Annotated in this window: 20 protein-coding genes; 10 read left to right on the top strand and 10 right to left on the bottom strand. The window is 51.5% G+C overall.

All coding sequences use genetic code 11. The annotated features are described in order from the left end of the window. Positions 1-22: 22 nt before the first annotated feature. The 3 genes from ACS5NO_RS11535 to ACS5NO_RS11525 are packed head-to-tail and all read left to right on the top strand — an operon-like array spanning position 23 to position 4,627. The gene (locus ACS5NO_RS11535) at positions 23-1,027 is read left to right on the top strand and encodes a FecR family protein (protein WP_439415288.1); all 1,005 of its coding nucleotides are present in this window, start codon (positions 23-25) and stop codon (positions 1,025-1,027) included. Further along, a complete protein-coding gene (locus tag ACS5NO_RS11530; protein WP_439415287.1) occupies positions 1,024-3,711 on the top strand; it encodes a TonB-dependent receptor in 2,688 nt (895 codons plus the stop codon). The genes ACS5NO_RS11535 and ACS5NO_RS11530 overlap by 4 nt, the downstream gene beginning before the upstream one ends. A gap of 4 nt (positions 3,712-3,715) precedes the next feature. Then, positions 3,716-4,627, top strand: coding sequence for a DUF4249 domain-containing protein (locus ACS5NO_RS11525; RefSeq protein WP_439415286.1), 912 nt, complete (start codon positions 3,716-3,718; stop codon positions 4,625-4,627). Positions 4,628-4,692: 65 nt separating this feature from the next. On the opposite strand, the gene ACS5NO_RS11520 is transcribed toward ACS5NO_RS11525, so the two are convergent. The 3 genes from ACS5NO_RS11520 to ACS5NO_RS11510 form a co-directional block, all read right to left on the bottom strand. Then, on the bottom strand, positions 4,693-5,778 hold the full coding sequence (locus tag ACS5NO_RS11520) for a M20/M25/M40 family metallo-hydrolase (protein WP_150875107.1): 1,086 nt from the start codon (positions 5,776-5,778) through the stop codon (positions 4,693-4,695). A gap of 177 nt (positions 5,779-5,955) precedes the next feature. Continuing rightward, positions 5,956-8,307, bottom strand: a complete 2,352-nt coding sequence (locus ACS5NO_RS11515) for a TonB-dependent receptor (protein WP_439415285.1) — start codon at positions 8,305-8,307, stop codon at positions 5,956-5,958. 112 nt (positions 8,308-8,419) lie between these two features. Next, complete coding sequence (locus ACS5NO_RS11510; RefSeq protein WP_439415284.1) at positions 8,420-10,888, bottom strand: TonB-dependent receptor domain-containing protein; 2,469 nt, start codon at positions 10,886-10,888, stop codon at positions 8,420-8,422. Between the two features lie 305 nt (positions 10,889-11,193). Between ACS5NO_RS11510 and ACS5NO_RS11505 the strand changes: the two genes are divergently transcribed. Together ACS5NO_RS11505 and ACS5NO_RS11500 are read left to right on the top strand one after the other, a co-directional pair. Then, positions 11,194-12,327: a sensor histidine kinase gene (locus tag ACS5NO_RS11505; RefSeq protein WP_439415283.1), complete on the top strand. Its 1,134-nt coding sequence runs from the start codon at positions 11,194-11,196 to the stop codon at positions 12,325-12,327. Between the two features lie 47 nt (positions 12,328-12,374). Further along, positions 12,375-13,103, top strand: coding sequence for a LytR/AlgR family response regulator transcription factor (locus ACS5NO_RS11500; RefSeq protein WP_439415282.1), 729 nt, complete (start codon positions 12,375-12,377; stop codon positions 13,101-13,103). A 3-nt stretch (positions 13,104-13,106) separates the two neighbouring features. Here the strand turns inward: ACS5NO_RS11500 and ACS5NO_RS11495 are convergent, their stop codons facing one another. From ACS5NO_RS11495 to ACS5NO_RS11470, 6 genes are all read right to left on the bottom strand, one after another. Further along, positions 13,107-15,086 (bottom strand): STN and carboxypeptidase regulatory-like domain-containing protein, encoded by a 1,980-nt coding sequence (locus ACS5NO_RS11495; RefSeq protein ID WP_439415281.1) that lies wholly within the window; start codon positions 15,084-15,086, stop codon positions 13,107-13,109. A gap of 71 nt (positions 15,087-15,157) precedes the next feature. After that, on the bottom strand, positions 15,158-16,270 hold the full coding sequence (locus tag ACS5NO_RS11490) for a FecR family protein (protein WP_439415280.1): 1,113 nt from the start codon (positions 16,268-16,270) through the stop codon (positions 15,158-15,160). A gap of 105 nt (positions 16,271-16,375) precedes the next feature. Beyond that, complete coding sequence (locus ACS5NO_RS11485; RefSeq protein ID WP_439415279.1) at positions 16,376-16,981, bottom strand: RNA polymerase sigma-70 factor; 606 nt, start codon at positions 16,979-16,981, stop codon at positions 16,376-16,378. Between the two features lie 211 nt (positions 16,982-17,192). Further along, a complete protein-coding gene (locus ACS5NO_RS11480) occupies positions 17,193-17,837 on the bottom strand; it encodes a DUF3226 domain-containing protein (RefSeq protein ID WP_439415278.1) in 645 nt (214 codons plus the stop codon). Continuing rightward, a complete protein-coding gene (locus ACS5NO_RS11475; RefSeq protein ID WP_439415277.1) occupies positions 17,834-18,898 on the bottom strand; it encodes an AAA family ATPase in 1,065 nt (354 codons plus the stop codon). The genes ACS5NO_RS11480 and ACS5NO_RS11475 overlap by 4 nt, the downstream gene beginning before the upstream one ends. An 18-nt stretch (positions 18,899-18,916) precedes the next feature. Next, the gene (locus tag ACS5NO_RS11470; RefSeq protein WP_439415276.1) at positions 18,917-20,473 is read right to left on the bottom strand and encodes an acyl-CoA carboxylase subunit beta; all 1,557 of its coding nucleotides are present in this window, start codon (positions 20,471-20,473) and stop codon (positions 18,917-18,919) included. Positions 20,474-20,575: 102 nt separating this feature from the next. On the opposite strand from ACS5NO_RS11470, the gene ACS5NO_RS11465 reads away from it, so the two are divergent. Genes ACS5NO_RS11465 through ACS5NO_RS11455 form a run of 3 tightly spaced genes read left to right on the top strand, consistent with a single transcriptional unit; the run spans position 20,576 to position 22,628 of the window. After that, on the top strand, positions 20,576-21,124 hold the full coding sequence (locus tag ACS5NO_RS11465; RefSeq protein ID WP_439415275.1) for an LVIVD repeat-containing protein: 549 nt from the start codon (positions 20,576-20,578) through the stop codon (positions 21,122-21,124). Positions 21,125-21,135: 11 nt separating this feature from the next. Then, positions 21,136-21,894 carry an LVIVD repeat-containing protein gene (locus tag ACS5NO_RS11460; RefSeq protein WP_439415274.1) on the top strand — a complete coding sequence of 253 codons (759 nt, stop codon included), beginning with the start codon at positions 21,136-21,138 and terminating at the stop codon, positions 21,892-21,894. Then, entirely contained in the window at positions 21,894-22,628 is a 735-nt protein-coding gene (locus tag ACS5NO_RS11455) for a hypothetical protein (protein ID WP_439415273.1), read from the top strand. The genes ACS5NO_RS11460 and ACS5NO_RS11455 overlap by 1 nt, the downstream gene beginning before the upstream one ends. A 205-nt stretch (positions 22,629-22,833) precedes the next feature. Here the strand turns inward: ACS5NO_RS11455 and ACS5NO_RS11450 are convergent, their stop codons facing one another. Next, entirely contained in the window at positions 22,834-23,682 is an 849-nt protein-coding gene (locus tag ACS5NO_RS11450) for an NHL repeat-containing protein (protein WP_150875119.1), read from the bottom strand. A 310-nt stretch (positions 23,683-23,992) separates the two neighbouring features. Between ACS5NO_RS11450 and porQ the strand changes: the two genes are divergently transcribed. Continuing rightward, a complete protein-coding gene (gene porQ, locus ACS5NO_RS11445; protein ID WP_439415272.1) occupies positions 23,993-25,030 on the top strand; it encodes a type IX secretion system protein PorQ in 1,038 nt (345 codons plus the stop codon). Positions 25,031-25,169: 139 nt separating this feature from the next. Then, a complete protein-coding gene (gene hslU, locus ACS5NO_RS11440) occupies positions 25,170-26,567 on the top strand; it encodes an ATP-dependent protease ATPase subunit HslU (RefSeq protein ID WP_150875121.1) in 1,398 nt (465 codons plus the stop codon). The last annotated feature ends 17 nt before the right edge of the window (positions 26,568-26,584 follow it).

The following is a 26,584-nucleotide window of genomic DNA, read 5'->3' as shown; positions in this document are numbered from 1 at the left end:
TTTCGGGATGTCGATGAACGCAATGAAACACGACCTTTACACGGCCGACGACTTTTTGCTGGACGATAGTTTTGTTGCCTATCGGCAGGGAACCGACCCGGCGGCAATAGCCTACTGGACGGAATGGCAGCGTCGAAAACCGGGCAACCTTCCGGCATTTCGGGAAGCCGAGCGGCTGCATAGTATGCTCAGTGGCCACAAACCCGGCCTGGAAGCGTCCTTACAGGAACTGAAAACCCTGCTGGCCGATCGACAGGCGGACACCGCCCCCACCGTCGTCGATTTCCAACCCAAACGGCCCCGTTCATACACCGGCTGGTGGGTCGCAGCGGCTTCGGTTCTGGTCATGCTGGGCTTAGGTGGTTACTGGCTCTGGCAGAACCAGACGGTTTCGTACCGCACCGACTATGCTCAGCAGAAAACGATCACCCTGCCCGACGGTTCCACCGTTACGCTCAACAGCCATTCGGAACTCAGTCACCGACGGCATTGGGCATCCGGCGAAAACCGGGACGTCACGCTCACCGGCGAAGGCTATTTTTCGGTCCGCCATCTGGAAGCCAATGTGCCGTTCCGGGTGCACAGCGAAGGTGCGTTCACGGTTCAGGTTCTGGGTACGGAATTTACCATGACCAGCCGCAGCGATCTCCACCGCGTGGTGTTGAACCGGGGCAAAGTAGAGGTTAGCGGTTCGGACAGCAGCCCGGCCCTGACGTTGGTGCCGGGGCAACTGGCCGAGCTTAACTCTGCCACCGGCCAGCTAACCCGTCGGGAGGTGTCGGCAGAACACTACAATGGCTGGCTTCGAAATCAGATCATTTTCGACGAGGTCACCCTTCCGGAAGCCATTCGGCAGGTGGAAGAGCAGTTTGGGATTAACATTCGATTCGATCCGGCGGAGGCCGGTAGTCGGCGGTTTTCGGGTATTTTACCGCTGAAAAACCCCGAAAAAGTATTGAAGACACTGGCGGTTTATCATCAGTTAAAAGTTACTAAAAAGGGAGATGCCTATTTGCTGAACCGGTGAAGGTGCTGCGACAGATTTTCAGGTTTGCCAACAAACCGTACCGGGTTGGGCTATGCGGTTTACTGATCGGGTCACTGCTGACCGGAACACAGACCCGTGCGCAGTCGGGCCAGCCCCTGGAAGGTTTCCTGAAAACCCTGAACCAGAAGCGCGGAACGTATTTTTTGTACGATGAGAAACTCCTGAAGACCATCCGGATAACGGCCCCGATCCCGTGGAAAGCCGACACCCGAACCCTGCTGGAAACCGCCCTGTCGGGAACTGGCTTGACCTTCCGGCGCGTCGACGACTGTTACCTGATCGAACCCGCAACGCGCCCGTTGCCCCGCCCCCAGCCCACCGGTCAGACGCCTGTGCGACGGTTTACCATCAGTGGATTTGTGCGGGAAAAAGGGAGCCGGGAGCAGGTAAACGGCGCTACGGTTTACGTCGAACAAACCGTCGCCACCACCAATCCCTACGGGTATTATTCCCTGACCATCGCCGAACGCGACACCGTGGAACTGGTGGTTTCAATGGTGGGTTACCGCCGTTTTTACCAAAAACTACCCCTTTCCGGCTCGACCTCCCTCGATATCGAACTGATATCCAATACCTTGCTGAACGAAGTGGTCTTGACCAATACCGCCGGGGCGCGGGCGTTCAGTTCATCGCAAACGGGCCAGTTGTCGCTCCCGGCCCTCCAGATTCGGAACACCCCGGCCTTGCTGGGTGAAAAAGATGTCCTGAAAACGCTGCAATTCGTGGCGGGTATTCAGCCGGGATTGAGTGGTCAGGTCGGCCTGCACGTTCGCGGGGGCGGTGCCGATCAGAACCTGCTCCTGCTGGACGAGGCCCCGGTTTACAATGCCAATCACTTGTTTGGTTTTTTTTCGGCCTTCAACGCCGACGCCCTGCAAACGGTGACGCTGCAAAAAGGCGGATTTTCGTCGCGGTATGGCGGCCGCCTGTCGTCGGTGGTCGACATGTCCATGCGCGAAGGCAACAAACAGCAGTGGCATGGAGCGGTCGGAACGGGCATCGTGGCCTCCCGGCTTTTGCTCGAAGGTCCGCTGATCCGCGAGAAAGCGTCGTTTCTGCTCGCGGCCCGGCGCTCCAACCTCAGCCCGGTTCTGGGTGACTTCGTCGCGTCGGTCATCGACGATTATACCGGAACCACCTGGCGGGCCAGTTTCTACGACATCAATGCGAAAATGAATTTCGATCTCAACCGGCGTAACAAGCTGTATTTCAGCGGGTATTTCGGACGAAACTACTTTGGCGGTGGCGACAGCCTGAACCGCGCGCAGCGCTGGGTTAACGTGCTGACCTGGCAGAACCAGACCGGAAACCTGCGCTGGAATCACCTGTTTTCCGAAAAATTATTCAGCAATACCGCGCTGGTTTTCAGCCGATACAACTTTGAGACGCACCGAAAAAACATCAGTACCGAAGGCGAAACCTCCGGGCAAACCACGGATTTGTGGCGGTATTTCGATGGCATCACGGATCTGACCCTGAAAACCGACTTTGACTATTTTCCCTCCGCCAACCACCATCTTCAATTCGGACTAATCAACACCGTCCGGGCGTATCGGCTTAATGGCGTACAGGTCGTCACGCTTTCGGCCCTCGGCAATCAGTCGGGTCTGGAAAAAACCGAATCGGTCGAAACTGCCGCTTACGCCGAAGACCACTGGAATCTCGGCAAACGCATCAAACTCAGCGCCGGGGGGCGCATTACCCAATACCGCATCCGGCAAAAAGCCTTCCTGCGCGCCGAACCCCGCATTTCGGTGGGCGTACAGATTTGGGAAAAGCAGGCGGTTCGGGCGTCTTTTTCCGACATGAACCAGTTCATTCATCTGCTGTCCAACACAGGCCTGGGGTTGCCAACGGATTTGTGGGTTCCGGCCACCGACCTCATCAAGCCTCAGCGGTCGCGGCAGGTCGTGCTCGGTTTCATCCACGATTTCAACCCACGCTGGCAACTGACCGTGGAAGGTTACCGCAAGTGGATGCGCCACGTCATCAGTTATCAGGAAGGCGCGGATTTCATCGGCATCACCAGTGCCGTTCGGGCCAGTGAGGTCAGTTGGGAGCGCAACATCACCGCTGGCAACGGTCAGGCATCCGGCCTTGAAACAACCCTACAATCCCGCTCGGGACGCCTGACCGGATCGCTCAACTATACCTGGTCAATGACGCGCTGGCAGTTTCCCGAACTCAACAACGGCAACGCGTTTTATCCCCTGCACGACCGCCGTCACAGCGTTTCCGTCACGGGTTTGTACACCTTCAGTCCCCGGCTTCGGCTGTCGGCAGCCTGGACGTTCAGTTCCGGCAACCCGTTTTCGGTGCCGGTTTCGGGCGTTCCCAGTTTCGGTCATCTGGGACTCGGCAAGGCGGATCTGGTCATTACCCCAACGGAACAACTGTTTGGCACCGAATCACCGCTGGTGCAGGTCAGGACGTCGTTCAGCAACTTCCGGGCCGAAGCCAACCACCGGCTGGACGTGAATCTCCAGGCCGATTTTGGGCGTCGGCGGTTTAAACACCGGATCGAATTGGGGGTCGTCAATGCCTACGGACGCCGAAACCCGTTTTCGTACAACCTGATGATCAATCCCGCCGGGCAGCTTTCGCTCCGTCGGGTGGCTTTGTTTACATTTGTTCCATCGCTCAACTACCTGATTTCATTCTAAACCGATGCGCCCACTCCTCGCCCTGTTTCTGATCGTTTTGACGGGTAGCTGCATTCGCTCGGTCGATGAATTATCCGTGGATGCGCTGCCCATCGATCGGGTGACCAAACCCAATGTGATCTGTTTCATTTCCCCGCAAGACACGGTTTTAGCGGCTAAAATTGCCATGTCCGAACCCCAGATCGTGTCTTCCTTTGCGCCCTCGCTGGTGGTGAAAGATGCGGTGGTGTTCCTGAGTGACAGCACCCGAACCATTCAATTGATCTATGACGATAAGCTGAATTATTACCGTGCATTGCCCCAGGGGCGGTTTTCCATTCGGGCGGGCGTGACCTACCGGCTCACGGTGAGCATGACCGGAAACCGCCGGGTGACGGCGGAAGCCACCGTCCCCCACGCCGTTCCCCTCAGCCGAATCGCCCTCGACTCCGTCGTCACCCGCAACAGCGCCAATGCAGCACTGACTAATTACACGACAACAATTTTCTGGAATTCACCGGATAAAAAAAACGCTGAAAACCAAACCAACTATTACCGGGGCTGGGCGGAAATCGATCAGGAAATTCGGGAAGAAGGCACCGGGCGCGTTCTGGAAAACCGGCTGGGTCGGCCCACTTTTTTTGTCGACCGCGAAACGGGCCGCGCTGGCGTGGAGCGACTGATGACTGGTTCGCACTCGCTGCTCACGGCACCGAACACACTCACCCGGACCAACCGGATTCGGGTGGGCCTGCTGACCACCGACGAAAATTATTTCCGCTACCACACCACGTTACGGGAGCAGTTTACCAACCAGGGACAGTATTTTGTGGAACCGACGGTGTTGTTTTCCAACATTGCCGGTGGCTATGGCGTGTTTGCCGCCTACAATGGCGCGTATGTCACCCTGAATGACCCCGCCAGTATTATTAACTAAAACCAGGCACAAAAAAAGTCGGCCGGTCGGATTTACCCAACCGGCCGACTGTAGCGTTTGTGTTTTTATTTCAAATACCGGAAGTCCTCGTTTCCTTTCACCGCCAGCAGGGTTTCGTAAATCAGCTTAATCACCGCCTGAACATCGTCCATGTGAACGGTTTCGACCGTTGTGTGCATGTATTTGAGCGGCAAAGAAATCAGGGCGGAAGCACTGCCTTCGGCGGCATAGGCAAACGAGTCGGTATCGGTTCCGGTGGAACGGCTAACCGCCTGACGCTGAAACGCAATCTCCTTGTCCTGCGCCACCTGAATGATGAAGTCCCGCACCTTGTTCTGCACCGCCGGGCCGTAGCAAATCACCGGGCCGCCCCCGGCTTTCAGGTCGCCCTGCTCCTTTTTGTCGTACTTGGGCGACTGCGTATCGTGCGTCACATCGGTGATAATCGCCAGATCGGGCTTCAGCCGCCGGGCAATCATTTCGGCACCGCGGAGGCCAATTTCTTCCTGAACCGCGTTTACAATGTACAGGGTAAAAGGCAGTTGCACACCATTTTCCTTTAATTGCCGGGCCACTTCGGCAATCATGAAACCGCCCATCCGGTTGTCGAGCGCCCGACCCACGTAATACCGGTTGTTCAGTTCGAAAAGTCCTTCGGCAAAGGTGCAAACCGTCCCGACGTGAATGCCCATTTCGAGCACTTCGTCTTTCGTCAGGGCACCCACGTCGATGAACAGATCGGTTACTTTCGGAGCCACGTCTTTCGCCAGATCACGCACGTGAATGGCCGGCCAGCCGAATACGCCCTGCACCTGACCATTGGCCGTGTGCAGATTCACCCGCATCGACGGCGCAATCAGGGCGTCGGAACCGCCGTTGCGCCGGACGTAAATGTATCCGTCGTCGGAAATAAAGTTGACAAACCACGAAATTTCGTCGGAATGCGCTTCGATCACGACTTTGTAAGGTGTCTGATCGGCGGGTGTTGTTCCATTGATCACTCCGACCACGGTTCCGTATGTATCGACAATGTACTCATCAATATACGGTTTGAGGTAGTCCAGCCAGATTTGCTGTCCCGACGATTCGAAGCCCGTGGGCGAGGCATTGTTGAGGTAGGTATACAGGAAGTTTTTACTGGATTCGGTCATTTGTTTATTGATAAATTAGGTCTGTTAACCCCTAAATCCCCTAAAGGGGACTTGGACACGGCACAATCCGTTTGCTAAAAAGTCCCCTTTAGGGGATTTAGGGGCAGTGTGATCCCAAACCAAACAAAAACGGTCGACAATTCCCACCTTGCCGACCGTTTTTTGAAGCGGTATTTTTTAAAACGCCACCCGGTAACTCAAAACCGGAATCAGGGGCGTCATGTAACTGGTTTTGATCTGGCCGGTCCGGGGTTCGAAATACTGCCCGAAAATGTTCTGACGGTTGGTCGCATTCTGAAGATCCAGCGACAGTGTGCGGGTCGAATGCGGGCGGTTTCGCTTCCAGCTCAGCCGAACATCAGTCCGGAAATAATTGGGCAGTTTTCGGGTATACGACTGACTGTCAACATAAACCGTCTCCTGCCGCCGGATTGATTCGGCCATGTCAATAGGCGTGGTGCGATAACCACCGTAATAGGTCAGTTTGAGATTCAGCCCCAACACATTCCGGCCCGATTCGCCCAGCACCCACTCCTTCCCGCCTTGAAAACTAAAGGCGTATTTGCCATTAAACCGGGTGTCGCGCCAGACCCCGTCCGACCCCCGATACCGCGAATCGTAGAGCGAAGACGACAGTAGAAAATAAACATTGTTGTGTAAAAACTGCTCCAGCGTCAGTTCAAGACCGTAATTTTTGCCAACGCCTTTGTTCACAAGCCGGTCGGTGGTCAGGCCGTCGAAGCTGTTGACCATGGCAAAAGCGTCTTTCTTGTCGGCACTGATCGGAATGTTGAACAACGACTGGTAATACGATTCGGCTTTCACACGGAGGTGGTCGTTGAGCAACCAGTCGTAGGCCAGCACCAGGTGGTGCGAGCGCGTAAAGCCCAGATTCCGGTTGGTCAGGGCATTATTTTCCGACGGTTGGGCCGCAAAATAGGTCGCCAGATTCTGAATCTGACTGTGTAGCCCATAGCCCAAACTCACTGAATGGCCCGGCACAAACGCCCAGCGCACCGATCCGCGGGGTTCCAGGGCGTCGGTAGTATTGAGCATCAGCCGAAGGTAATGCAGCCCGGCGTTGAACGTCAGTTTTTCGGTCATGCGGTAATTCCACTGCCCGTAAGCCTGCACCGTAGCCGTTTGGTCGTCCGTCTGAATCTGCGTGGTGAGCGCATTTTGCCCTTCCAGCCGCTCCTTCCGCTCCAGATTGAAACCCAGAACCGAGCCCGTCACACCGGCGCGCAGCGTGTGTTGGGCGTTAAATTTATAAGTCAGGGTTGAGGACGCAATTTGTTTCCGGATGCGGTAGGCTTCGCGCATTTGCAGCAGCGGCACATACCCGGTTTCCAGCGATTCATTTTCGTAACCGGTTTGGTAGCCCGAGAAAAGCGCAACGGTTTTCAGAAAGGCTTTTTTGCTGAGGCTGATCGAGTGCGTGGCACCAACGGCACCGGTTTTGGCAAAAAAATGGTCATTGTGGCGCTCTCCTTCGCTTTCCCACTTCGTCGAATCTTTCACAGCGTCCATGTCACTGTTGCTCAAACCGCCAAATCCAAAAACCGTAAAATTGCCTGTTTTCCCCGCCGGAAGGTACAGATTGAAGGATAAGTCCTGAAAAACGTTGGCGTACGGACCAATGTTGACGCCTATTTTTGACAGCAGGCCCAGGGTCGAATACCGGTAATTGAATAGGTACGACCCTTTGTAGTTTTTGGAAAACGGCCCTTCACTCGCCACATCGAGCCCCAGAACACCCGCCTGAATGGTGTGTTCACGTTTGGCATTATTGCCTTTCCGCAGTCGCAAATCGAACACGCCGGAGAGTGCATTGCCGTATTCGGCCGGGAAAGCACCCGTCATGAAGTCCGAATTGGTCAAAAGCTGGGCGCTCAGGATGGAAATACCGCCCCCGGCTGACCCCAGGTTGGCAAAGTGGTTCGGGTTCGGAATTTCGACGCCTTCCATACGCCAGAGCAAACCCGTTGGCGCGTTGCCGCGAATCACGATCAGGTTGCTGCCATCATCGGCACTGACCACCCCGGCGTAGGCCGTCGCCATGCGGGCCGGGTCGTTGACGGCGGCCGCAAACTTCTGGGTTTCCTCCACCGAGAACGTCCGGGCACTCACGGCGGCCATCTCATTCAGCGGTTTGTCTTTCTCAATTTGCGGCCGAACCGTCACTTCATTCACCGTCATAATGGCCTCTTCGAGGGCCACATTGAGCACCAGTTCTTTCCCGGCATCGACCACGATGTTCGACAAAATCAGTTCTTTATAGCCCAGGCTGGTGATTTTCAAACTGTGTCGCCCCACCGGGATTTGCGACAACCGAAACGATCCATCGGCGTCGGTGGTGATGCCTTTGAGCGGATTGGAGTTTAAAATAAGAACCGTTGCGCCGGGCAGGGCGGTTTGCAGGCTTTGGTCGACAACGGTTCCCCGAATGGTTTGTGTGTAGGTTTGTGCGTGGGCGTTTTGCAGGAAAACACCCAAAATAAAGACGAGCAGTGAGGTACGAACGTGCATGAGGATTTGTTGTTGTAGTATGCCGTCAGGACAGCTATCCACGACCTTTCCCCTACGCGGTTTCTGATTTTTTTATTTCGCCTGAATCTGCTTTCATTTTTTTTAAACGCGCTTATTCTTTCCGAACCCGATCTCGTTCGTCAATCGATCCGGCCTTCCGCTGGCTCTTTTTATTCGAATGTATATCGCCAAACGACCTAGAATACGTGAGCTTTATGATAGGCGATTGGGTGGATTCGGTATTGACCTGAACTTGGTTTTTAATTGAAAAGGCTTCCTGTGTTAGCGTTCCGTAATAAGGATTGATTTGAAGGGTTCTTAAAATATCCGTTATCGACAATTGAAAACTGCCCGCATCGTTTTTTAGCTCTTTTTTAACGCCACCATTTAAAGCACCAAATCCGGCCACTTTGATCGATCCATTATACGTGGTTGAGTTGTACCATCCTGATAATTCAACCGAAAAACGAGCGGGTAATTTAAACGTCTGGCTGAAATTTGCCGAATATCCGAAATACGATTTTTCGACCGGTATCCGGGTGTGTTCAACGCGAAACTGCCGCAAACCGCCCACAAAACTATAATTCATTACCCACCAATCGTTCAGCTTCAACGGAATGCTGGTTTGAAACGTCAGGTTATTCTGCCACGCCAGGTTTTGCGGGGAAACGTAGAGTAAATTCCGGGCTTCCTGTTCGGTAATTTGATACCGTGCAATGGGGTGCTCGTCGCGGCTGAAAAGCAGGGAAAACGAGTAGCTCCGGAACGAATACCCAAGTTTCAGGTTGCTGGTAATCGTCGGTTTTAAAGCTGGATTTCCGGTGTAAACCGCCGTAGGGTCGCTATACAACACGTAGGAAGCCAGATCATTATACGAGGGTCGGCTGATCCGTTTGGTATACGAAAGCTGCCATTCCGCATTCGGATTGACTATTTTGGAAAACGACACCGTGGGAAACCAGGCGCCTAACCGCCGATTGATCGTATTTTCGCTGGTATTGGGGTCATCCATTCGCGTCTGTGAATACTCGTACCGAACCCCAGCCGTCAATTGAATCGATGCATTGAGTTGGGTATTAACCGAAGCATATGCCGCCCCGATTCGCTCCTTCATGCGAATCGTAGTGGCCGTTTCAGATCGACCGACCCATACCCCATCAACCTGGCTCTCAATGCCCGAAACGCTGGAACCGCCGGAATACGTCGCTTTCAAACCGGTTTCAAATTTTAGTTTTGGCGATATTGGTTTGGTATAATCGACTTTAAAAACGCCCACGTGCAAGGTTGTGTGGGCAAAGCTTTGCTGTCGGGGTGAAAACAAATTCGCATCCGAAGCAACTGGCGTTCCATCCCGGTTTTGAAATAAACTGTACACCGTAGCAGGATTATCGTTTTTAAAATACAAATAATCCAGATCTGCCGTAAACTTCTCACCCGGTCGTAACTCCCGTTCCAGATACACGGTAGAACTCAGGTTTTTCCAGCGATTAACTCCCTGTACTTTCCCCTCATAAAGCAAAAGAGAATCGGGCAAAATCGTGTAGGTAGCCCCGGCATATCGGGTGGAAGATGTGGTATTCCTGTTGAAATTAATACTCCCTCCGACACCGGTTTTTGGGTTGATTTTATAATCGATTCCCACATTGGCCGTATGGTTATTTTGCACCGCCGTTGTGGTATCCCAGGCCACAACATCGAGTCGCCCACCGAACACCGGCATGTCCTGCGAACTCAGAATAAACAGGTCCGTATACGTCCGGTCGTGGGAAAATAAATACGAGCCATAGAGATCCAGTTTTCTGGTATTATGAGACAGCGAAACACTGCCGCTTCCTTTTTTGCCCCAGCCATAGCCGCCCGTTACGGATCCGGAACCGTTCGTGCCGCGTTGTTTATTTTTCTTCGTGACAATATTGATTAAACCGGCGTTTCCCTCCGCATCATACCGCGACGGGGGCGTGGTCAATAACTCGATCGTTGAAATCTCATTGGCACTCATGCCATTGAGCAGAGCGACCACCTGCGCCAACGGGAGTCGCATCAGTTTTCCATTCATCATCACCATCACCCCACTTTTCCCGTTCAGCATCAGGCTGTTGTTCTGGTAATCGATCACCACGCCGGGCGATCGTTCCAAAACACCCAAAACCGAACTCCCCTTGCTCATCAGGCTACTTTCCACGTTGACGATGGTGCCCGCAACCTGTTGTTCAAACAGCGGTTTTTCCGCCCGAACCACCACTTCACCCAGTTGCCGGGTATCTTCCCGTATCATTAGGGTTCCAAAATCTTTGCCCAATTGTGAAGCAGTCAGTTCAAAAACCGGCGAATGCCAGGTCTGATAACCCACGCTCGTAAACCGCAGGAGGTAAGCTCCGGGCGTGCTGTTGTCCATTCGGAAAGCCCCCCGTTCGTCGGTTAACGAGCCTTTGACCAGCGTGGAATCGACCGGATTTAAGAGGAGAATGCTGGCAAACGGAATGGGTTGCTCCGCTGCGGTTGTGAATTTGCCGGACAGTTGACCAAAACCGTTCGCCAGCAGGCAACCGGTGAACAGGCAGGAGAAAAAAAATCGCATCATCGGTAGCTGCTGTTTTAGGGGTGATCGATTTTCACGGCACCAGCGGATAAACCGGGTCACCGCTTTAATCGACCGACAAGAAAGCCGTTGCAGAAACCATTCAGAAACCCCGTTGACAACCCGTAGCATCGAATTGACGAACGACAGCATTCAGCGTAAAATGAATGGGAAGAGTCAAAAAGTGAAGCGGAATACCTTTCATATAGCCACGCAACCCCTTTGTCAATTAGTTCAGGCGTTTCATATCGAAAATGAATAAATCCGCCGGGGATTCGGTATTTTCGGTATTGGTTAATTCATTTGAAATGAACGCACTGACACTCGGCAGATCAAACCAGCACTGGTTTTTTAAATACAGACTCTACCACATTCCGTTCTGGTTTCTCTATAACTATCTCTGGTGGGCCATTGCTGTGGGTAATCCGTATAAAGCCGCTGCCAATATTTTTTTTACACCCTTTTCCGTAAAGTTTCTTTTCTACTTCATTTTTCAGGCGCTGGCAGCCTATTTCAACCTCTATTTCCTTATCCCAAAATATCTGGAGAAAAACCGGCTTCTGGCGTATATGACATTCCTGTTGCTGACCATAGTCGTTGCCTCTTTATGCATCATTCCCGGATATTATTTAAGTGCTTATTTGTCCGGAAAAACGCTGAATGAACTGTACGGGGGCGGCTCCGAAGCGGACTGTTTTTACAAGTTTCTGAACAATGCGTTTTCATCGACCGTGGCGAGTATGACGCTGGCGATGAGTATAAAACTAACCAAGAACTGGGTGGAAACCCGGCAGCGGCAACAACTGCTTGAAAAGGAAAAACTGGAGACGGAACTGAAATTTTTAAAATACCAGTTCAATCCGCATTTCCTGTTTAATACCATCAATTCCATCTTTTTCCTGATTCATAAAAATCCCGATATGGCGTCGGATTCGCTGGCTAAATTTTCGGAATTATTGCGGCATCAACTGTACGAATGCAATGACCAGAAAATACCACTGACCAAAGAAATTACGTATCTGGAGAATTTTATCGAACTGGAAAAGCTGCGTCAGAACAACAACATCGAGGTCACTTTTCAGACGGATTTCCAACACAACGAACCACTGGAAATTGCACCGTTCATTCTGATGAATTTTGTAGAGAATGCGTTTAAACACGTTTCGAAACTGACCGATCAACCCAACTGGATTCGGATCGATCTCCGGCTTGATCAGCGAAACCTTTGTTTCGCGGTTTCGAACAGCACTTCACCCAGTAGCGCCAGCGATGTGCTGAACTTTGGCGGTATCGGCATTAAAAACGTACAAAGAAGGCTGGATTTGATCTATCCGGACCATTACGTTCTGTCCATTCTGAACCGGGACAACCGATTCGATGTGCAGCTTCAGCTCACCTTGTCCGAACTGGAAATTCGTCACGCTCTGGAAACGGTGACCTAAGCCCGCGAAAGGTGGTGATCAAAATGAATTTATAAAAACCGCATCCCATGATGAATTGCGTGATTATTGATGATGAACCGTTGGCCCGGGAAGGCATTGCCAATTATGTGCGGGAGATCGATTTTTTAAATCTGGTTCAGACCTGCCAAAATCCCGTTGAGCTGATCAAGCTGCTGGACGAACACCGGATCGATCTGCTTTTTCTGGATATTCAAATGCCGAAAATGAACGGGATTGATTTTCTAAAAATCGTACAAAATCCCCCGATTGTGATCATCACGACGGCCTTTCCGAGCTACGCCCTGGAAAGCTTTCAGTTGAATGTGCTGGACTATTTACTGAAACCCATCACTTTCGACCGGTTTTTTAAAGCGGCCAATAAAGCCAAGGAATACTTTCAGCTCATCACAAAATCAGCCTATACCGATCTTCAAAAAGCCGATCCAAACGCTGATTATTTCTTCATTAAATGTGAGAATAAATACGAAAAAATCCAGTTTTATGATATTCTCTATATTCAGGGCATGCAGAATTACGTCACCATCTATACCCGGAAAGGGAAGTATGTAACGTTACTTTACCTGAAAAATCTGGAGCAAAATTTAGACTCGAAATCATTTATCCGGGTGCATAAATCCTACATTGTTTCCATTGATAAAATTGAAGCCATCGATGGGAATGAGATTGTCATTCAATCACACCGCATTCCCATCAGCCGAAATTACCGGGAGCAGATTATTCAACAGGTTGTGAAAACGAAGCTCTGGATAAAATAGACGTTACCGGTTGCAAAACCGCAAAGCCGCCTGAAAACCGACCCAGCCCGTCGAAAACGTATTCACCATGTTGCTGGAATTGTTGAAGAGCGGCACATCGAAGCGCGTGGCCGGTTTGGCGCGGGTGTAGTCACTCAGGTATAAATTGACGGAAGGCCCAACGGCGAGGGCAATGCCCCGGGTCAGTTTTTTCTCGATTCCCATGTTCAGGCGAACCAGCGTGTTCCACTCGCCCCAATTGAACTGATCATCCGCGCTCAGCACGTTTCCGGTCAGGTCAAAATTCATCATCCAGCCCCTCTTCAAGTCCACCGCCGTTCCCAGGCCGTAGCCCAGACTCCAGAGTGGTTTTCCGGTTACGCCTAAATTAGAGCCGCCGGTGAAGATATTGTAGAACCGCTGAACGCCGGTTTTGAAAGTCAGGTTGGTGGTCATCACCTCGTCCGTCGAAATCTCCAGCCGCCGGTAGCCATTCCGGTGAACGTAACTGAACAGACCAAAAGGTGTCGTTTCCGACGAACCGGCAATGTTGACCAACGCAATCTGGTGACCCCGAACCACCTTTGTCGCGTAGTTCAGAAAACCGCTAAGCTGCCAGCCCGACAGTTCGCCCACGGCGATGTTGGTGAAGCCCGCCAACTGAAAACCCGCCATGTTTCCACCGGTTATGTTTCCGTAACCCGACAACTGAAAACCGGTCATCGAGCGGGCGGCAATGTTGGTGAAGCCCGCCAGTTGAAAACCACTCATGTCGTCGACAACGATATTACCAAAACCGGCCGCCTGAATACTTTCGGACATTTTGCCCATCGTCATGTTGTAAAAACCGGCCGCCTGAATACCCTGCACGTTTCCGATCACGGTATTGCCAAAACCGGCCGCCTGAATACCCAGCACCTCGCCCCGCACCCCGTTGAAGAATCCGGCCGCCTGTACCCCACTCAGGTTTTCGCCCACGACATTGGCAAAACCGGCGACTTGAACCCCACCGACATCGCCCCGAACCAGGTTCATAAATCCACCCACTTCCAGGGCGGTAACACCCAGCGAATACCCGGCGACCAGGTTCAATGAGTACTGGTTAATGACCCGTCCACTGAGCGTGTGGTTGGTGCCCACAAACGGGAAAAGCGAAAACTGAATGTCGCGGTGAATGGTGTCACCCGCCAGGTTGGCGTCGTGAACGGCCTGTCGGGTCGATTTAAACCAGTCGGCAAAATCGTTTGTGGTTTCTTCCAGCACCGACTTGCTGCGGTCCCAGATGGTGGGGCCGGGCGTGTTGGTGCGGGGCGCGGGTGTCGAATCGACCGGAATGGTCACGGCGACCGGCTGCGCCAGGATGGGCGTCGGGCGCGTGGTGTCGATCGACGTCCGGACGGTCATGGGTTGCAGCGCCGTTTGCGAAGGCAGGGGCGTCATCCCAATGTCGAGTTTATGCGTTTGCCGGGCGTTGATGGAGACGGTTTCGGAGAAATAATATTTCCGGCGAACCTCCAGCCGCACCGATGGAATTTCGGTCGACAATTTGATGCGGTAATAGCCGTACGGGTTTGAAACGGTGGACGCCAGCGTTGTTTTTTCGTAAATACTGACCTGACTGACCCGTTGCCCGGTTTGGCGGTCGGTGATATACCCGTCCAGAATGAAACTTTTGGGTGCTTCGGCGGGCGGTTCTGCTTTTTGCAGAATGATGTGGTTCCCGCGCGATTTGTAGGTGATGGTTCCCCGAAAAATCTGGTTCAGCAAAGCCCGGACGGAGTTGGTGGTCCGCAAACTCAAGGTACTGTTGGGATTGATGAGGGCGGCATTGTAGGCAAAGGAAAATTGACCTTTGTTACTGATTATTTTCAGGGCATTATCAATTCGCTCGTTCGTAAAATCGACCGAAACAACGCGCTCCAGGGGTGGAGTCGACTGGGCAACGGTTTTATGTTGTAAACCACAGGAAATCAGCAGGAAGAAGAAGATACGGATTGGGTACATCGTCAATGATACGTTTGGGTTGAAGACACCCTGAAAAGTCGTTACCCCTACACAGGCAAGCATTCTTTGGCTCATTTACTGCACTCGTTGCCCGCTTTGCCCTCTAATGTGATGCGGTTGCCATCCCGCTTAATGAGTAAACCCATCGCTTCCGCCGTAATTGACAGGACATTGTCCAGTTTTTCATTCTCGAAAGCCAGGGTAGACGTAAATTCGCAACGGCCTAACCGTTCGTTTGCCAGATGAATATCAGCATGATACACTTCATTGAGCGTCTCCACAATTTTGCTCAGGGGTTCTTTGTCAAACACCAGCCGCCCGGTTTTGAAGGACAATGTATTGGCGTCGAACCGGAGTGCTTTGATGAGGGTGTCTTTCTTCGCGTCAAAAACCGCCTGTTCATCTTTGACCAGCGTAACTTCTTTGGTTTTGGTCGAAAATTTCACTTTTCCGGTACGAACCGCCACACGGACGTCCGCTGTATACGCCCGGATGCTGAACGACGTCCCCAACACCTGAACGGTGGTGTTGCGAACCTGAATCCGGAAGGGTTTGGCTGGGTCGGGTTTGATATCGAAAAAGGCTTCGCCGGTCAGTTGGACCTCGCGGCTATCGTCGGCAAACGACTCGGGATAGGTGAGTTTACTATCCCGGTTCAACAAAACCCGGCTGCCATCGGGCAGAATTTTCTCAATTTTCTGATCGGCGGTTACGGCGGCCACCTGAGCCACCGGAACGGTTTCGGTTTCTTTCGTAAAAAACCACAGCAATCCCGACAACAAAACCACCGTTGCAGCCACGGCCCACACCGGCGATTGCCACCAGCTACGGGTCCGGTTGCTCCGAACCGGCGTAACAGGCAACGGTTTTATGACGGATTCCGGCGGGGCTTCTACCGGTTTTGTCGGGCTGAGTTTATCTTCGGTTTCGGACGAAGACCGCATTTTGCCCCGCATTTTCTGCCAGGCCGCATCGGTATTGACCGGAATCGACGGCGATTGGGCTTTCTGGCTCAGCTTCCCGGCCGTATCCCAAATCCGCTCGAAGCGGTCGAATTCCTGACGCTCGGAGTTGTCCTGATCCAGCCAACGCTGAACCCGTTCCGACTCGGCAGCATCGGTCTCCCCGGCCAGGAATTTCCCCAGCAGGTCGTCGTCGATTCGGTTTTCGGGTTGATCAGGCATTTATTTTTTAGAGTAAAGATTCAAGACATGAGATTAGAGATAAAATGATTTTTAGTGAAATACCTGTTTTTTTAGTCTATATTCTCTTGTCTCTCCTCTACCTTCTTAATTTAAAAAAAGCACCATCAAAATCGGCAGATAATCCGCCAGTTCGGTTCGTAAAATGCGCAGGGCTTTCCCGATCTGGTTTTCCACGGTTTTGATGGAAAGCCCGAGTTGATCGGCAATCTCCTGGTACTTCATCTCTTCAAACCGGCTCATCGAAAAAACCAGCCGGCATTGTTCCGGCAACCGCTGAATGGCCACCTGCAAACGTTCCGACAACTCGTCGGCAATCAACGTCTGCATGGGCGCTTCCGCCGACGACTGGAACATCTCGACCTCGTAAGCCGCCTGCTCGCGGTGTTCCGACTGCACCGACAAATGCCGGATGCGGTTCAGGCAGCGGTTGTGTACTGAACGATACAAATACGACTTCAGCGAAACCGTAATTTCCAGGGTATCACGTTTTTCCCAAACCGCCAGAAAAACCGCCTGCACCGCTTCTTCGGCATCATCCCAATCGTGCAGGAACGTGCGGGCATACTGGCACAACAGTGCGTAATGCTGCCGGAACACGGCCTCAAACGCGGGTTCGTCGCCCAGTCGTATCGCATGAATTAATTCCTGATCAGTCAGTTGCACGTAGTTGCGTCCGTTTTTTCGTGGCAAATCTACTACTCTTTTTTGAACCCGTATCTACTGCAACTACCGGTATGACACCCAAATGGTTGATTCCCCCCATGAATGGTGGATTTTTTTTCCTAAACGGTAGTAAATTTTAATATGCTTTCCTCAAAAGTGCGCAAAGCAGGCTTGGGAACAGGAAAAGTGGGGTTCACTGCGGGCGAATGGTACGCTGGAAGCAGCTAGGTAAAAGCCATTACATAGGCACGGCAAAAAACGGGTCTAAAAAGTCTTTCAGGGGTTTTAAGACAGGATTAGTTGGAGCAATATTCCAGTGTTTTACTTCCCGATAATCTCTTTTTCGCTCTTTAATTTTCTCTTTTTGCGAATCAGAATCGTCCAACAAGGCTTCCAGATAGGCGTAAATTTTAGTTTTTCGGGCTGGTGTGGTGAATTTGCCGGTATTTGTCATCGCGGTTTCTTTGGATTTCAAACAATCTTCATACGCTTGCCAGCAATCAAAAATCACTTGATTTCCGGGATGAATCAACGACTCAAGCAAGGTCTCTAAATCGCCATCCAACTCATGATTGGGAAATAGAAAAAATCTAAACCCGTGAGTTTGACTATGTGCAAGCAAATTGGCGTGATTGGCAGAAAAATCATCAGCGTCAAAAATGACTAAAGCCGGTTTACGGGTTATCGCTAATGTTTGGAATATAGGGATGAGTCTTTTCCGTTTATTGGCACTATCGAATGCATCTTTACCTTCCAGTTCTAAAATATCACCGGCTTTGTACATGCTTCCAAGTGCCATTTCTACTCCATACCATTCAAAAATCACGTCCTGCAAAAACTTTTGATCAGCGACTCCTTCTACAAAAATCTGTACCGGACTCATAGTTTTCCTCCACGGGTGTTAAAGCCAATGTTTATTGCATATTCGAGTTGATTGAAGTCGTAGGTGATGGCCTTCACTTGCCCCTCTTTATCTTCAATCATTGTAATGTTGCGAGCATCGGCCTGAAATTGCTGCATATCGTCATCCTGCAAAGCTTCAATGAAAGCTTGCTGGCATTCTAGGCTGTGGGTTGTGGCGAAAAGTTGTATTCGATTTTGGCTACATACGCTGATAATTCGTTTCCAAAACTGCTTTAGCTTCGTAAAATGTATACCATTACCAATTTCATCAATCATGACTCTAGCACCCCTATTAATTAAAATTTCAAACAATATCCTTGTTATTTTTATCGTACCATCGCCAAAACTTGTTAATGGCATTAACGTATTCCTATCTGACAATGAAAAACACAAAACTTCATGTTTATCAAAAAATTTATGAATCCTAATTTCTTCAAAATTTGGAATATATTCTTTAATATTTTTCTCAAGCTCCCTTCTTAACTCTTTATCTAAATTATAATGGTTATAGTAAAAATCCACTAAGTCTGTACCATAAGTTAAGTCTGCTGGAATGAAGGGAATATAATCATTTATTAAACCATCAAAATATGCAGGAGCAATTTGTACAGCATCGCCGTTCTTCAGAGAAAACCAATTCTTAGGAATCTCGTTTACAATATATTTTTTTGCAAAAAAAACTTCTTGATTATTTAATTCTTCATATTTTTTACTTTCCAGAATCAATTTTTCATTATTAAACTCAATAAATATCGGCTTACTAAAATCTTTGAATATATAATTCCAAAACTCAGATTCTTGAATTTTAATTTTATCAATTGTACCATTATTTCCAAAAAAATGACGAAAGGCCATAGTCATAAAGTAATAACCAAGCAAGACTTTCAAGTTTTTATCAAATAATACCCCCTCCAACACCGACGTCTTCCCTACATTATTATCCCCGACAATCAAATTAAATTGCCCCAGATTGGACATTTCAAACGAATCGAATCGCTTGAAATTCTCAATCTTGAAGTAGGTTAAATGCTGCTTTTCCATTTCGCTATACGATTCGATTTACAACGGAATATTCCCGTGTTTTTTCTTCGGCAAGGTCGCCACTTTGTTTTCCAGCATCTGAAACGCCCGGATCAGTTTCTGCCGGGTTTGCTCGGGGTAAATCACCTCGTCGATGTAGCCCCGGTGTGCCGCCCGATACGGATTGGCGAACTTGTTGGTATAATCCAGCACCTTTTCCTGCAAGCGGGCCTGCGGGTCGGCGGCTTCGGCAATTTCGCGTTTAAAAATGATCTCGGCGGCCCCACTTGCGCCCATGACGGCAATCTCGGCGGTCGGCCAGGCGTAGTTCATGTCGGCCCCGATGTGCTTGGAATTCATCACGTCGTAGGCCCCGCCATAGGCTTTCCGGGTAATGACCGTCACGCGCGGAACCGTCGCTTCGCAGAAGGCATACAGCAGTTTCGCGCCGTTCGTAATGATCGCGTTCCACTCCTGATCGGTGCCGGGCAAAAAACCGGGGACGTCTTCCAGCACCAGCAGCGGAATGTTGAAGCTATCGCAAAACCGTACAAACCGGGCGGCTTTGGTGCTGGCGTCGATGTCCAGAACCCCCGCCAGAATGGCCGGTTGATTGCCAACGACGCCAATGCTGCGCCCTGCCAACCGGGCAAACCCGACGACGATGTTCTCGGCAAACGCTTTATGCACTTCAAAAAAGCTACCGGCATCGACAATTTCCTCGATCACCTCGCGCATGTCGTACGGCTGATTCGGGTTTTCGGGAATGATCGCGTTCAGTTTCGGGCGGTTTTCGTCCGCCGGTTCATACGGCAGCCGAATCGGGTCGTCCTCACAGTTTTGCGGAACGTAACTCAACAGCTTTTTGATGTATTGAATGCACTCCAATTCGTTGGCGCAGGCAAAGTGCGTGACCCCGGATTTTGTACTGTGCGTGCTGGCTCCACCCAGTTCCTCTGCCGTCACGGTTTCGTGGGTCACGGTTTTCACCACGTTCGGCCCGGTCACGAACATGTAGGACGTGTTTTCAACCATCAGAATGAAATCCGTGATGGCCGGGGAATAAACTGCCCCGCCCGCGCACGGCCCCATCACCGCCGAAATCTGCGGAACGACGCCGGAAGCCAGCGTGTTGCGGTAAAAAATATCGGCATAACCGGCCAGCGACAACACGCCCTCCTGAATCCGGGCACCCCCCGAATCGTTCAAACCGACCACCGGCGCGCCGTTTTTCATGGCCAGATCCATGATCTTGCAAATCTTCTCGGCGTGGGTTTCGGACAGGGCTCCCCCGAAAACCGTGAAATCCTGGGCAAAAACGTAAGTCAGTCGCCCGTGGATGGTGCCGTAACCCGTCACTACGCCGTCGCCGAGGTAGTGTTCTTTGTCGAGTCCGAAGTCGCGGGTGCGGTGCATGACGAACTTGCCGATTTCTTCGAACGACCCTTCGTCGACCAACAGGGCAATGCGCTCGCGGGCGGTGAGTTTCCCTTTTTTATGTTGGGCGTCGATGCGCTTCTGGCCTCCGCCCAGTTCGGCTTCGGCATTTTTATGATCAAGAATTTCGGTTTTGGCTGACTTAATTTCTGCGTCCATGCAAGGGCTGAATTGAATGTATAGCGACAAAAATAATTTTTATTACGGAATCCAACGTTTTTATACGAATTTGAATCCTTGTTGCAAAAACCGCATCGTCCGATGAAAAACCTCTTCTCTCCTCTCTGCCTTCGCCGATTGTTGAGCCCGCTGCTTCTGCTGGCGGTTTTCGGCTGCGAAATCAACCGTGAAAGCGACCCCGACCGAACATTCCAGGCCCTTCGCCCGGTGTATGCCACGTACGAAGAAATCCGCACGATCCAGACGCTGGGTCCCCAACCGCTGAAAAATCCCGGCAAAATTTACGTCAAAGGCGCGTATTTATTCATTAACGAACCGGGAAAAGGGATTCACATTGTCGACAACAGCGATCCGGCGGCTCCTGAAAAGCTGGCTTTCGTTTCGGTTCCCGCCAACGTCGACATGGCCGTGAAGGAAAATGTGCTCTACGTCGACAATGCCGTCGATCTGGTTGCCCTCGACATCACCGATCCCCGGAAGGTAACGGTTTTAAAGCGAATAAAAGACGCCTACCCTTATCCGTCGTATCCACAACAACGCGGGGTGCAGTTTGAATGTGCCAATCCCGAAAAGGGCGTGGTCGTTCGCTGGGAAACCGCCCAGCTCACCGATCCAAAATGCTACCGCTAAGATCCTGCACCATGAAAAATTATCTACTTTTTATCTTGATCGGACTGACCGCTCTGGCCGGTTGTTCCGAAATGGGGAGCAAAGACAGTGCTTCCGTCAATCCCAACGGCGGCAGCGGAACGGGCGGCTCGATGGCCAGGTTTGCTGTTGCGGGAAATTTCCTGTACGTCGTCAATCAACAAAGTTTGCAGGTATACGATGTGCAAAAAAGTGCCGATCCGAACAGTTTGAGCAAGGTATCGCTCGGTTTTGGCGTCGAAACGATTTTTCCGTACAACAACCACCTGTTTATCGGAACGCAAACCGGGATGTACATCATGAACCTGGAAAATCCGGCCAAACCGCAGCAAACCGCCTTATACCAGCACATTTTCAGTTGTGATCCGGTGGTGGCGCAGGGGAATTACGCCTACGTCACCCTCCGCAGCGGAACATCCTGCAACACCGGCCCCAATCGGCTTGAGGTGGTCGATATCTCGAATCCGGCAAACCCCGTGCAAGTGAATGAGATTTCGATGACGAACCCGCACGGCCTGGGCATCGACGGCAATCTTCTGTTCGTTTGCGAAGGCGATGCCGGTTTGAAAGTCTTCGACGCCAGCGATCCGGTCAAGCTGAAACTGATCAAAACTTTCGAGGATATTCGTTCCTACGACGTGATCCCGAACCGCTCGGTGCTGATCGTCACCGGAAAAGACGGTATTTTTCAATACCGCTATGATGCGTCCCAACAACTGACGCTGCTCAGTAAATTACCGGTCGAGAACTGATGAAATACCGTTTTCTGCCTGTTTTCCTCTGGTTGTTCTGGCTTCCGCTGAACGCTTTGGCTCAGTCGTTGATGTTGCCCGATACGCTCACGCCGGTCATGAATCACCCTCCGCGCTGGGTGGTGAAATTTGCCCCACTGGCGTTGTTCGATCTGGACAATACGGTCCAGTTCGGTGCCGAGCGGCTTTTTGGCGGGCGGCACACCGTTCAGGCGGAGTTTGGCTACGGCTGGAAGGCCATCAACCTGTATCCGGAGCGTCGGAACGACTTCGAAAATTTTGAAGTCTGGCGCGGCCGCGCCGAATGGCGACGGTATTCCGGACGGTATCGCGGCTACCGCCGACCGCATTTCGCTACTCCGCCCATTGGCCGGTATTTTGCGATCGAAACGTTCTTCAAACAACGCACTGTTTTGGAAACCACCGCCATCGGCCGGGAGTGCGTCGATGGTACCTGTGCCTATTTCGAACGTGGCACGTTCCCGATGTACCGAACGGTTTGGGGCGTTCACTGCAAGTTCGGGCGTCAGTATGTGCTTACCATGCCGGGCGACAACCGTCTGCTGCTGGATTTTTTTGTCGGTTTGGGCTTCCGAAATGTCAGTCCGTATCGCTTCACGAATTCAACCAACGACGATGTCATTACGCCCAACACGTTCAGCACCTGGAATACCCGCCAGGGCGGCTTGTTCCCGAGTGCGACGCTGGGCCTGAAGTTGGGTTATGTCTTGTAAGAAGTTATTTGAATTAAGGTCGGAGGCCTGTCCTGTCAATAGGCAATAGCATACATCAGTAGTGGTAGTTCCGGAGGAGCGGTCTAAAAATATCTTCAGGCCGCTCCTCCGGAGCTACCACTACTGATGTATGCTATTGCCTATTGACAGACCGCCCTTCCAGGGCTTTCCCCGATTAACTCAAAACAGCTTGTGCTGGTAAGGTTTATTTGAGGGAATACGCTTTTACGGTATTGTGGAAAAAAGTAGGAACAAACAGCGTTTTGGTAGCTGGATTATACCCAATGTCAGCCGAGTTGATTTTCTCTTTTGACGTGTCCAACTTCAGCTCGGTCGATCCATCTGCCTGAACGTGCCAAATCTTTCCACCCCACTCGGTGACGATATACTGCTTATTTCCCAAAGCCACAATGCCATCGATACCACCCGATACTTTGGCGATCGTGCTCAGTTCCTTCGTTGTTGGATTCATGCTCAGCAAAGAACCGTCACCATTGCCGATCAGCACCTGACCATTTTCCACGAGAAGACCATTGGTGCCTTTGAGCGGAGCCCCTTCCAGAACCAGACTGGTTTTTCCCCCGGTCAAGGCCCACACTTTGCCGTTGCCCGAATCCGTGATGTAGACCACTCCCTTTTTGGCATCGACGGCAATATCATTGAGAAATTTGGCACCTTCGACGGGATAGCGGTTGAGAATTTTGCCGGTTGCCAGCGCGATTTCCACGACCTGGGTCATTTCGGTTACATACAGTTTATTCCCCAAAACGCCCATGCCTTTGGTAGAATTCAGATTTTCGGTAAATTTCATCTGCATCACCTTTCCATCCAGGCCCACTTTGGCGATGTAGCTGCCTTTGTTTTCCAGTGACGGACCGCCATTGATACAGGCGACGTACAATACTTTTTTGCCGGGTTCAAAGAAAACGCTCTCGGGAGTCCGCAGCGTCGTATCCGTTTCCCAGACGGGTGTCAGTTCGATTTTTTGCGCCTGAACGGAAGAAGCGGTACGGAATACGAGACCAATCAGTGCGATGACGACTATTTTTTTCATACGAGACAAGGTTACAATAAGAAATGAAAAACCGGCTGTTCAGCTTGACTTGCTATACCCGGCCAATGTAAATAATTTCGGTCAATTATTACCAGGACTTTCGCCTTTTGCCCCTAAATCCCCTAAAGGGGACTTGGACACAGCTCAATCCAGATGCAAAAAAGTCCCCTTTAGGGGATTTAGGGGCAAAAAACGAGAGCGTAAGCTTTATCAGACATAAGTGTTGATTCAAAGCAATTTTGCTTGATCCCGTAAGAATTGTATTTTAGCAACCCGACGTGCAAGCGGTTCGTGAACTAAAGAACAGCCTTTGAAATCGCTTTTCCTGTTTTTCTTCTTGCTGATTCCAGGTATTGTCATAGCCCAGCCCCCAGGCGGGCAGGCGGGTTTCACTTTTCTAAACGTTCCGACCCACGCCCGCATAGCCGCTCTGGGGGGGCTGGCGGCCTCGAATACCCAACCGGGGGCGCTATTTTTTCTCCAAAATCCGGCTTTGCTCGATTCGTCGAGCCGCAACCAACTGGCCATGACTTTTGTCCCCTATTTCGCCGACACCCGGTTTATCACACTGCAATACGGTTTACCCATCAAAACCAAAGGCCAGTGGGCTGCCGGTTTACAATACCTGACCTACGGCACGTTCGACCAGACGGATTTGCTGGGCAACCCAACCGGAACCTTCACGTCCAGTGATTACGCCCTGAGCCTGACGCACGCCCGAACGGAAGGCAATTTCTCGCTGGGCGCAACGCTCAAGGCCGTTGGTTCGTCCATCGAAACCTACTCGGCTTTTTCGGTTTTGTTCGACGTTGGCGGAACATGGCGTCACCCCAAAAAAGAACTCATTTTTGGGTTAGTGGCTAAAAATGCCGGTTTTCGTCTGAAAACGGATTTGCCCGGACAATCGCCGGATTTGCCGTTCGATTTACAAGCCGGTGTGACGGTAAAACCGGAGCATTTGCCCATTCGCGCAACCCTGACAGCCCACCATCTCCACCAGTTCGATATTGTTTACAACGACCCGGCCCTGAACGTGACCTATGACCTAAACGGCAATCCCATTCCGCAGAAAACCGCCCTTCCCGAAAAAATCCTGCGGCATCTGGCCGTTGGACTGGAGTTTCTGATTCACCGGAATGTCAACCTGCTGGCGGGTTACAATCATATGCGACGGCAGGAAGCGAAGTTGGCGACGGGTTCGGGAGCCGCCGGGTTGTCGTTCGGCGTTGCGGTTCAGGCCAAAGGGTTTCAGTTGACCTATGCCCGCGCCCTGGCAACGCCGACGGTGGGTGGTAGCAGCCATTTGTCGTTTTCGATTAACTTAAATCGAATAATGGCAAAAAAATGACCAAATCCCGGTACAAATTGCAGTTTCCTACGTTTCTTTGCAAGAACAGAGGGCATGGGATACCGGGCAAAGGGCAATGAACAATCGACATCCTTTACCCCGTACCCCATGCCCTCTGCATCATGCAACTACCTTACGAATGACGACACAGGAACTGAAAGATTTAACCCCCCGGCAGATTGTTGCGGAACTGGATCAATACATCATTGGTCAGCACGATGCGAAACGATACGTCTCCATCGCCCTCCGCAACCGCTGGCGACGCATGAACAGCACGCCCGAAATGCAGCAGGAAATTACACCCAATAATATCCTGATGATTGGAGCCACGGGCGTCGGAAAGACCGAGATTGCCCGTCGGCTGGCCAAAATTGCCGATGCGCCGTTTACCAAAGTAGAAGCCTCAAAATTTACCGAAGTGGGTTATGTGGGCCGCGATGTCGAGAGCATGGTGCGCGACCTGGTCGAGCAGTCGGTCAGCATGGTGAAAGCCGCCAAAAAAGAGCAGGTGAAAACCCGTGCGCTGCAAATTGTCGAAGACATGATCCTCGACATTCTGATTCCGCCCATCAAACAACCGTCCGGTTTTATGCTGGACGAGCCGAGTGATAAAAATGACGTTCCCGACACGGACGCTGAACTGAACGAGCGGACGCGTGAACGGTTCCGCGAAAAAATCCGCAAAGGCGAGATGGACGAGCGGAAAATCGAGATCGACGTACAGCAAAATGCGGCCCCCAACATCGGCATGATCGGCGGCACGGTGGATGAACTGTCGATGATGAACATCCAGGAAATGATTGGCGGCATGATGCCCCGGCGCGGCAAAAAACGCAAGGTGACCATTGCCGAAGCCAAGAAAATCATGCTGGAAGAAGAAGCCGCCAAGCTCATCGACATGGACGAAGTGAAGGACGAAGCCATCCGCAAAGCCGAAAATACCGGGATCATTTTCATCGACGAAATCGACAAAATTGCCACCAGCCGGGGCAGCGGTTCGGGTGGGCCGGACGTGAGCCGCGAGGGCGTGCAGCGCGATATGCTGCCGATTGTGGAAGGAACAACCGTCAATACCAAATACGGAAGCATCAACACCGACCACATCCTGTTCGTGGCCGCCGGGGCGTTTCACGTCTCGAAACCGTCGGATCTGATTCCGGAGTTACAGGGCCGTTTCCCGATTCGGGTGGAGTTGCAGAGCTTGTCGGAAGATGATTTTTTCCAAATTCTGAAGGCCCCGAAAAATGCGTTGACCAAGCAATACGTCGCCATGATGGAATCGGAGCAGGTCGAGCTGACCTTCGACGAAGATTCGCTGCGCGAAATTGCCCGGATCGCGTTTCAGGTCAATTCCGAAGTCGAAAACATTGGTGCCCGCCGTCTCCAAACCGTCATGAGCCATTTATTGAACGATTTCATGTTCGACATTCCGGACGTCATTGGCGCAGGTTCTAAAGTAGTCATTACCAAAGAAATGGTTTCGGATAAACTGAACGAGCTGGTGAAAAACCGGGATTTGAGCCAGTTTATTTTGTAAGTTCTACGGAATAAAGT

The organism is Larkinella fluvii, assembly GCF_051857545.1.
Lineage (GTDB): Bacteria > Bacteroidota > Bacteroidia > Cytophagales > Spirosomataceae > Larkinella.
The sequence above is the reverse complement of the archived record's forward strand: the minus strand, read 5'-3'. Positions and strand labels throughout refer to the sequence as shown.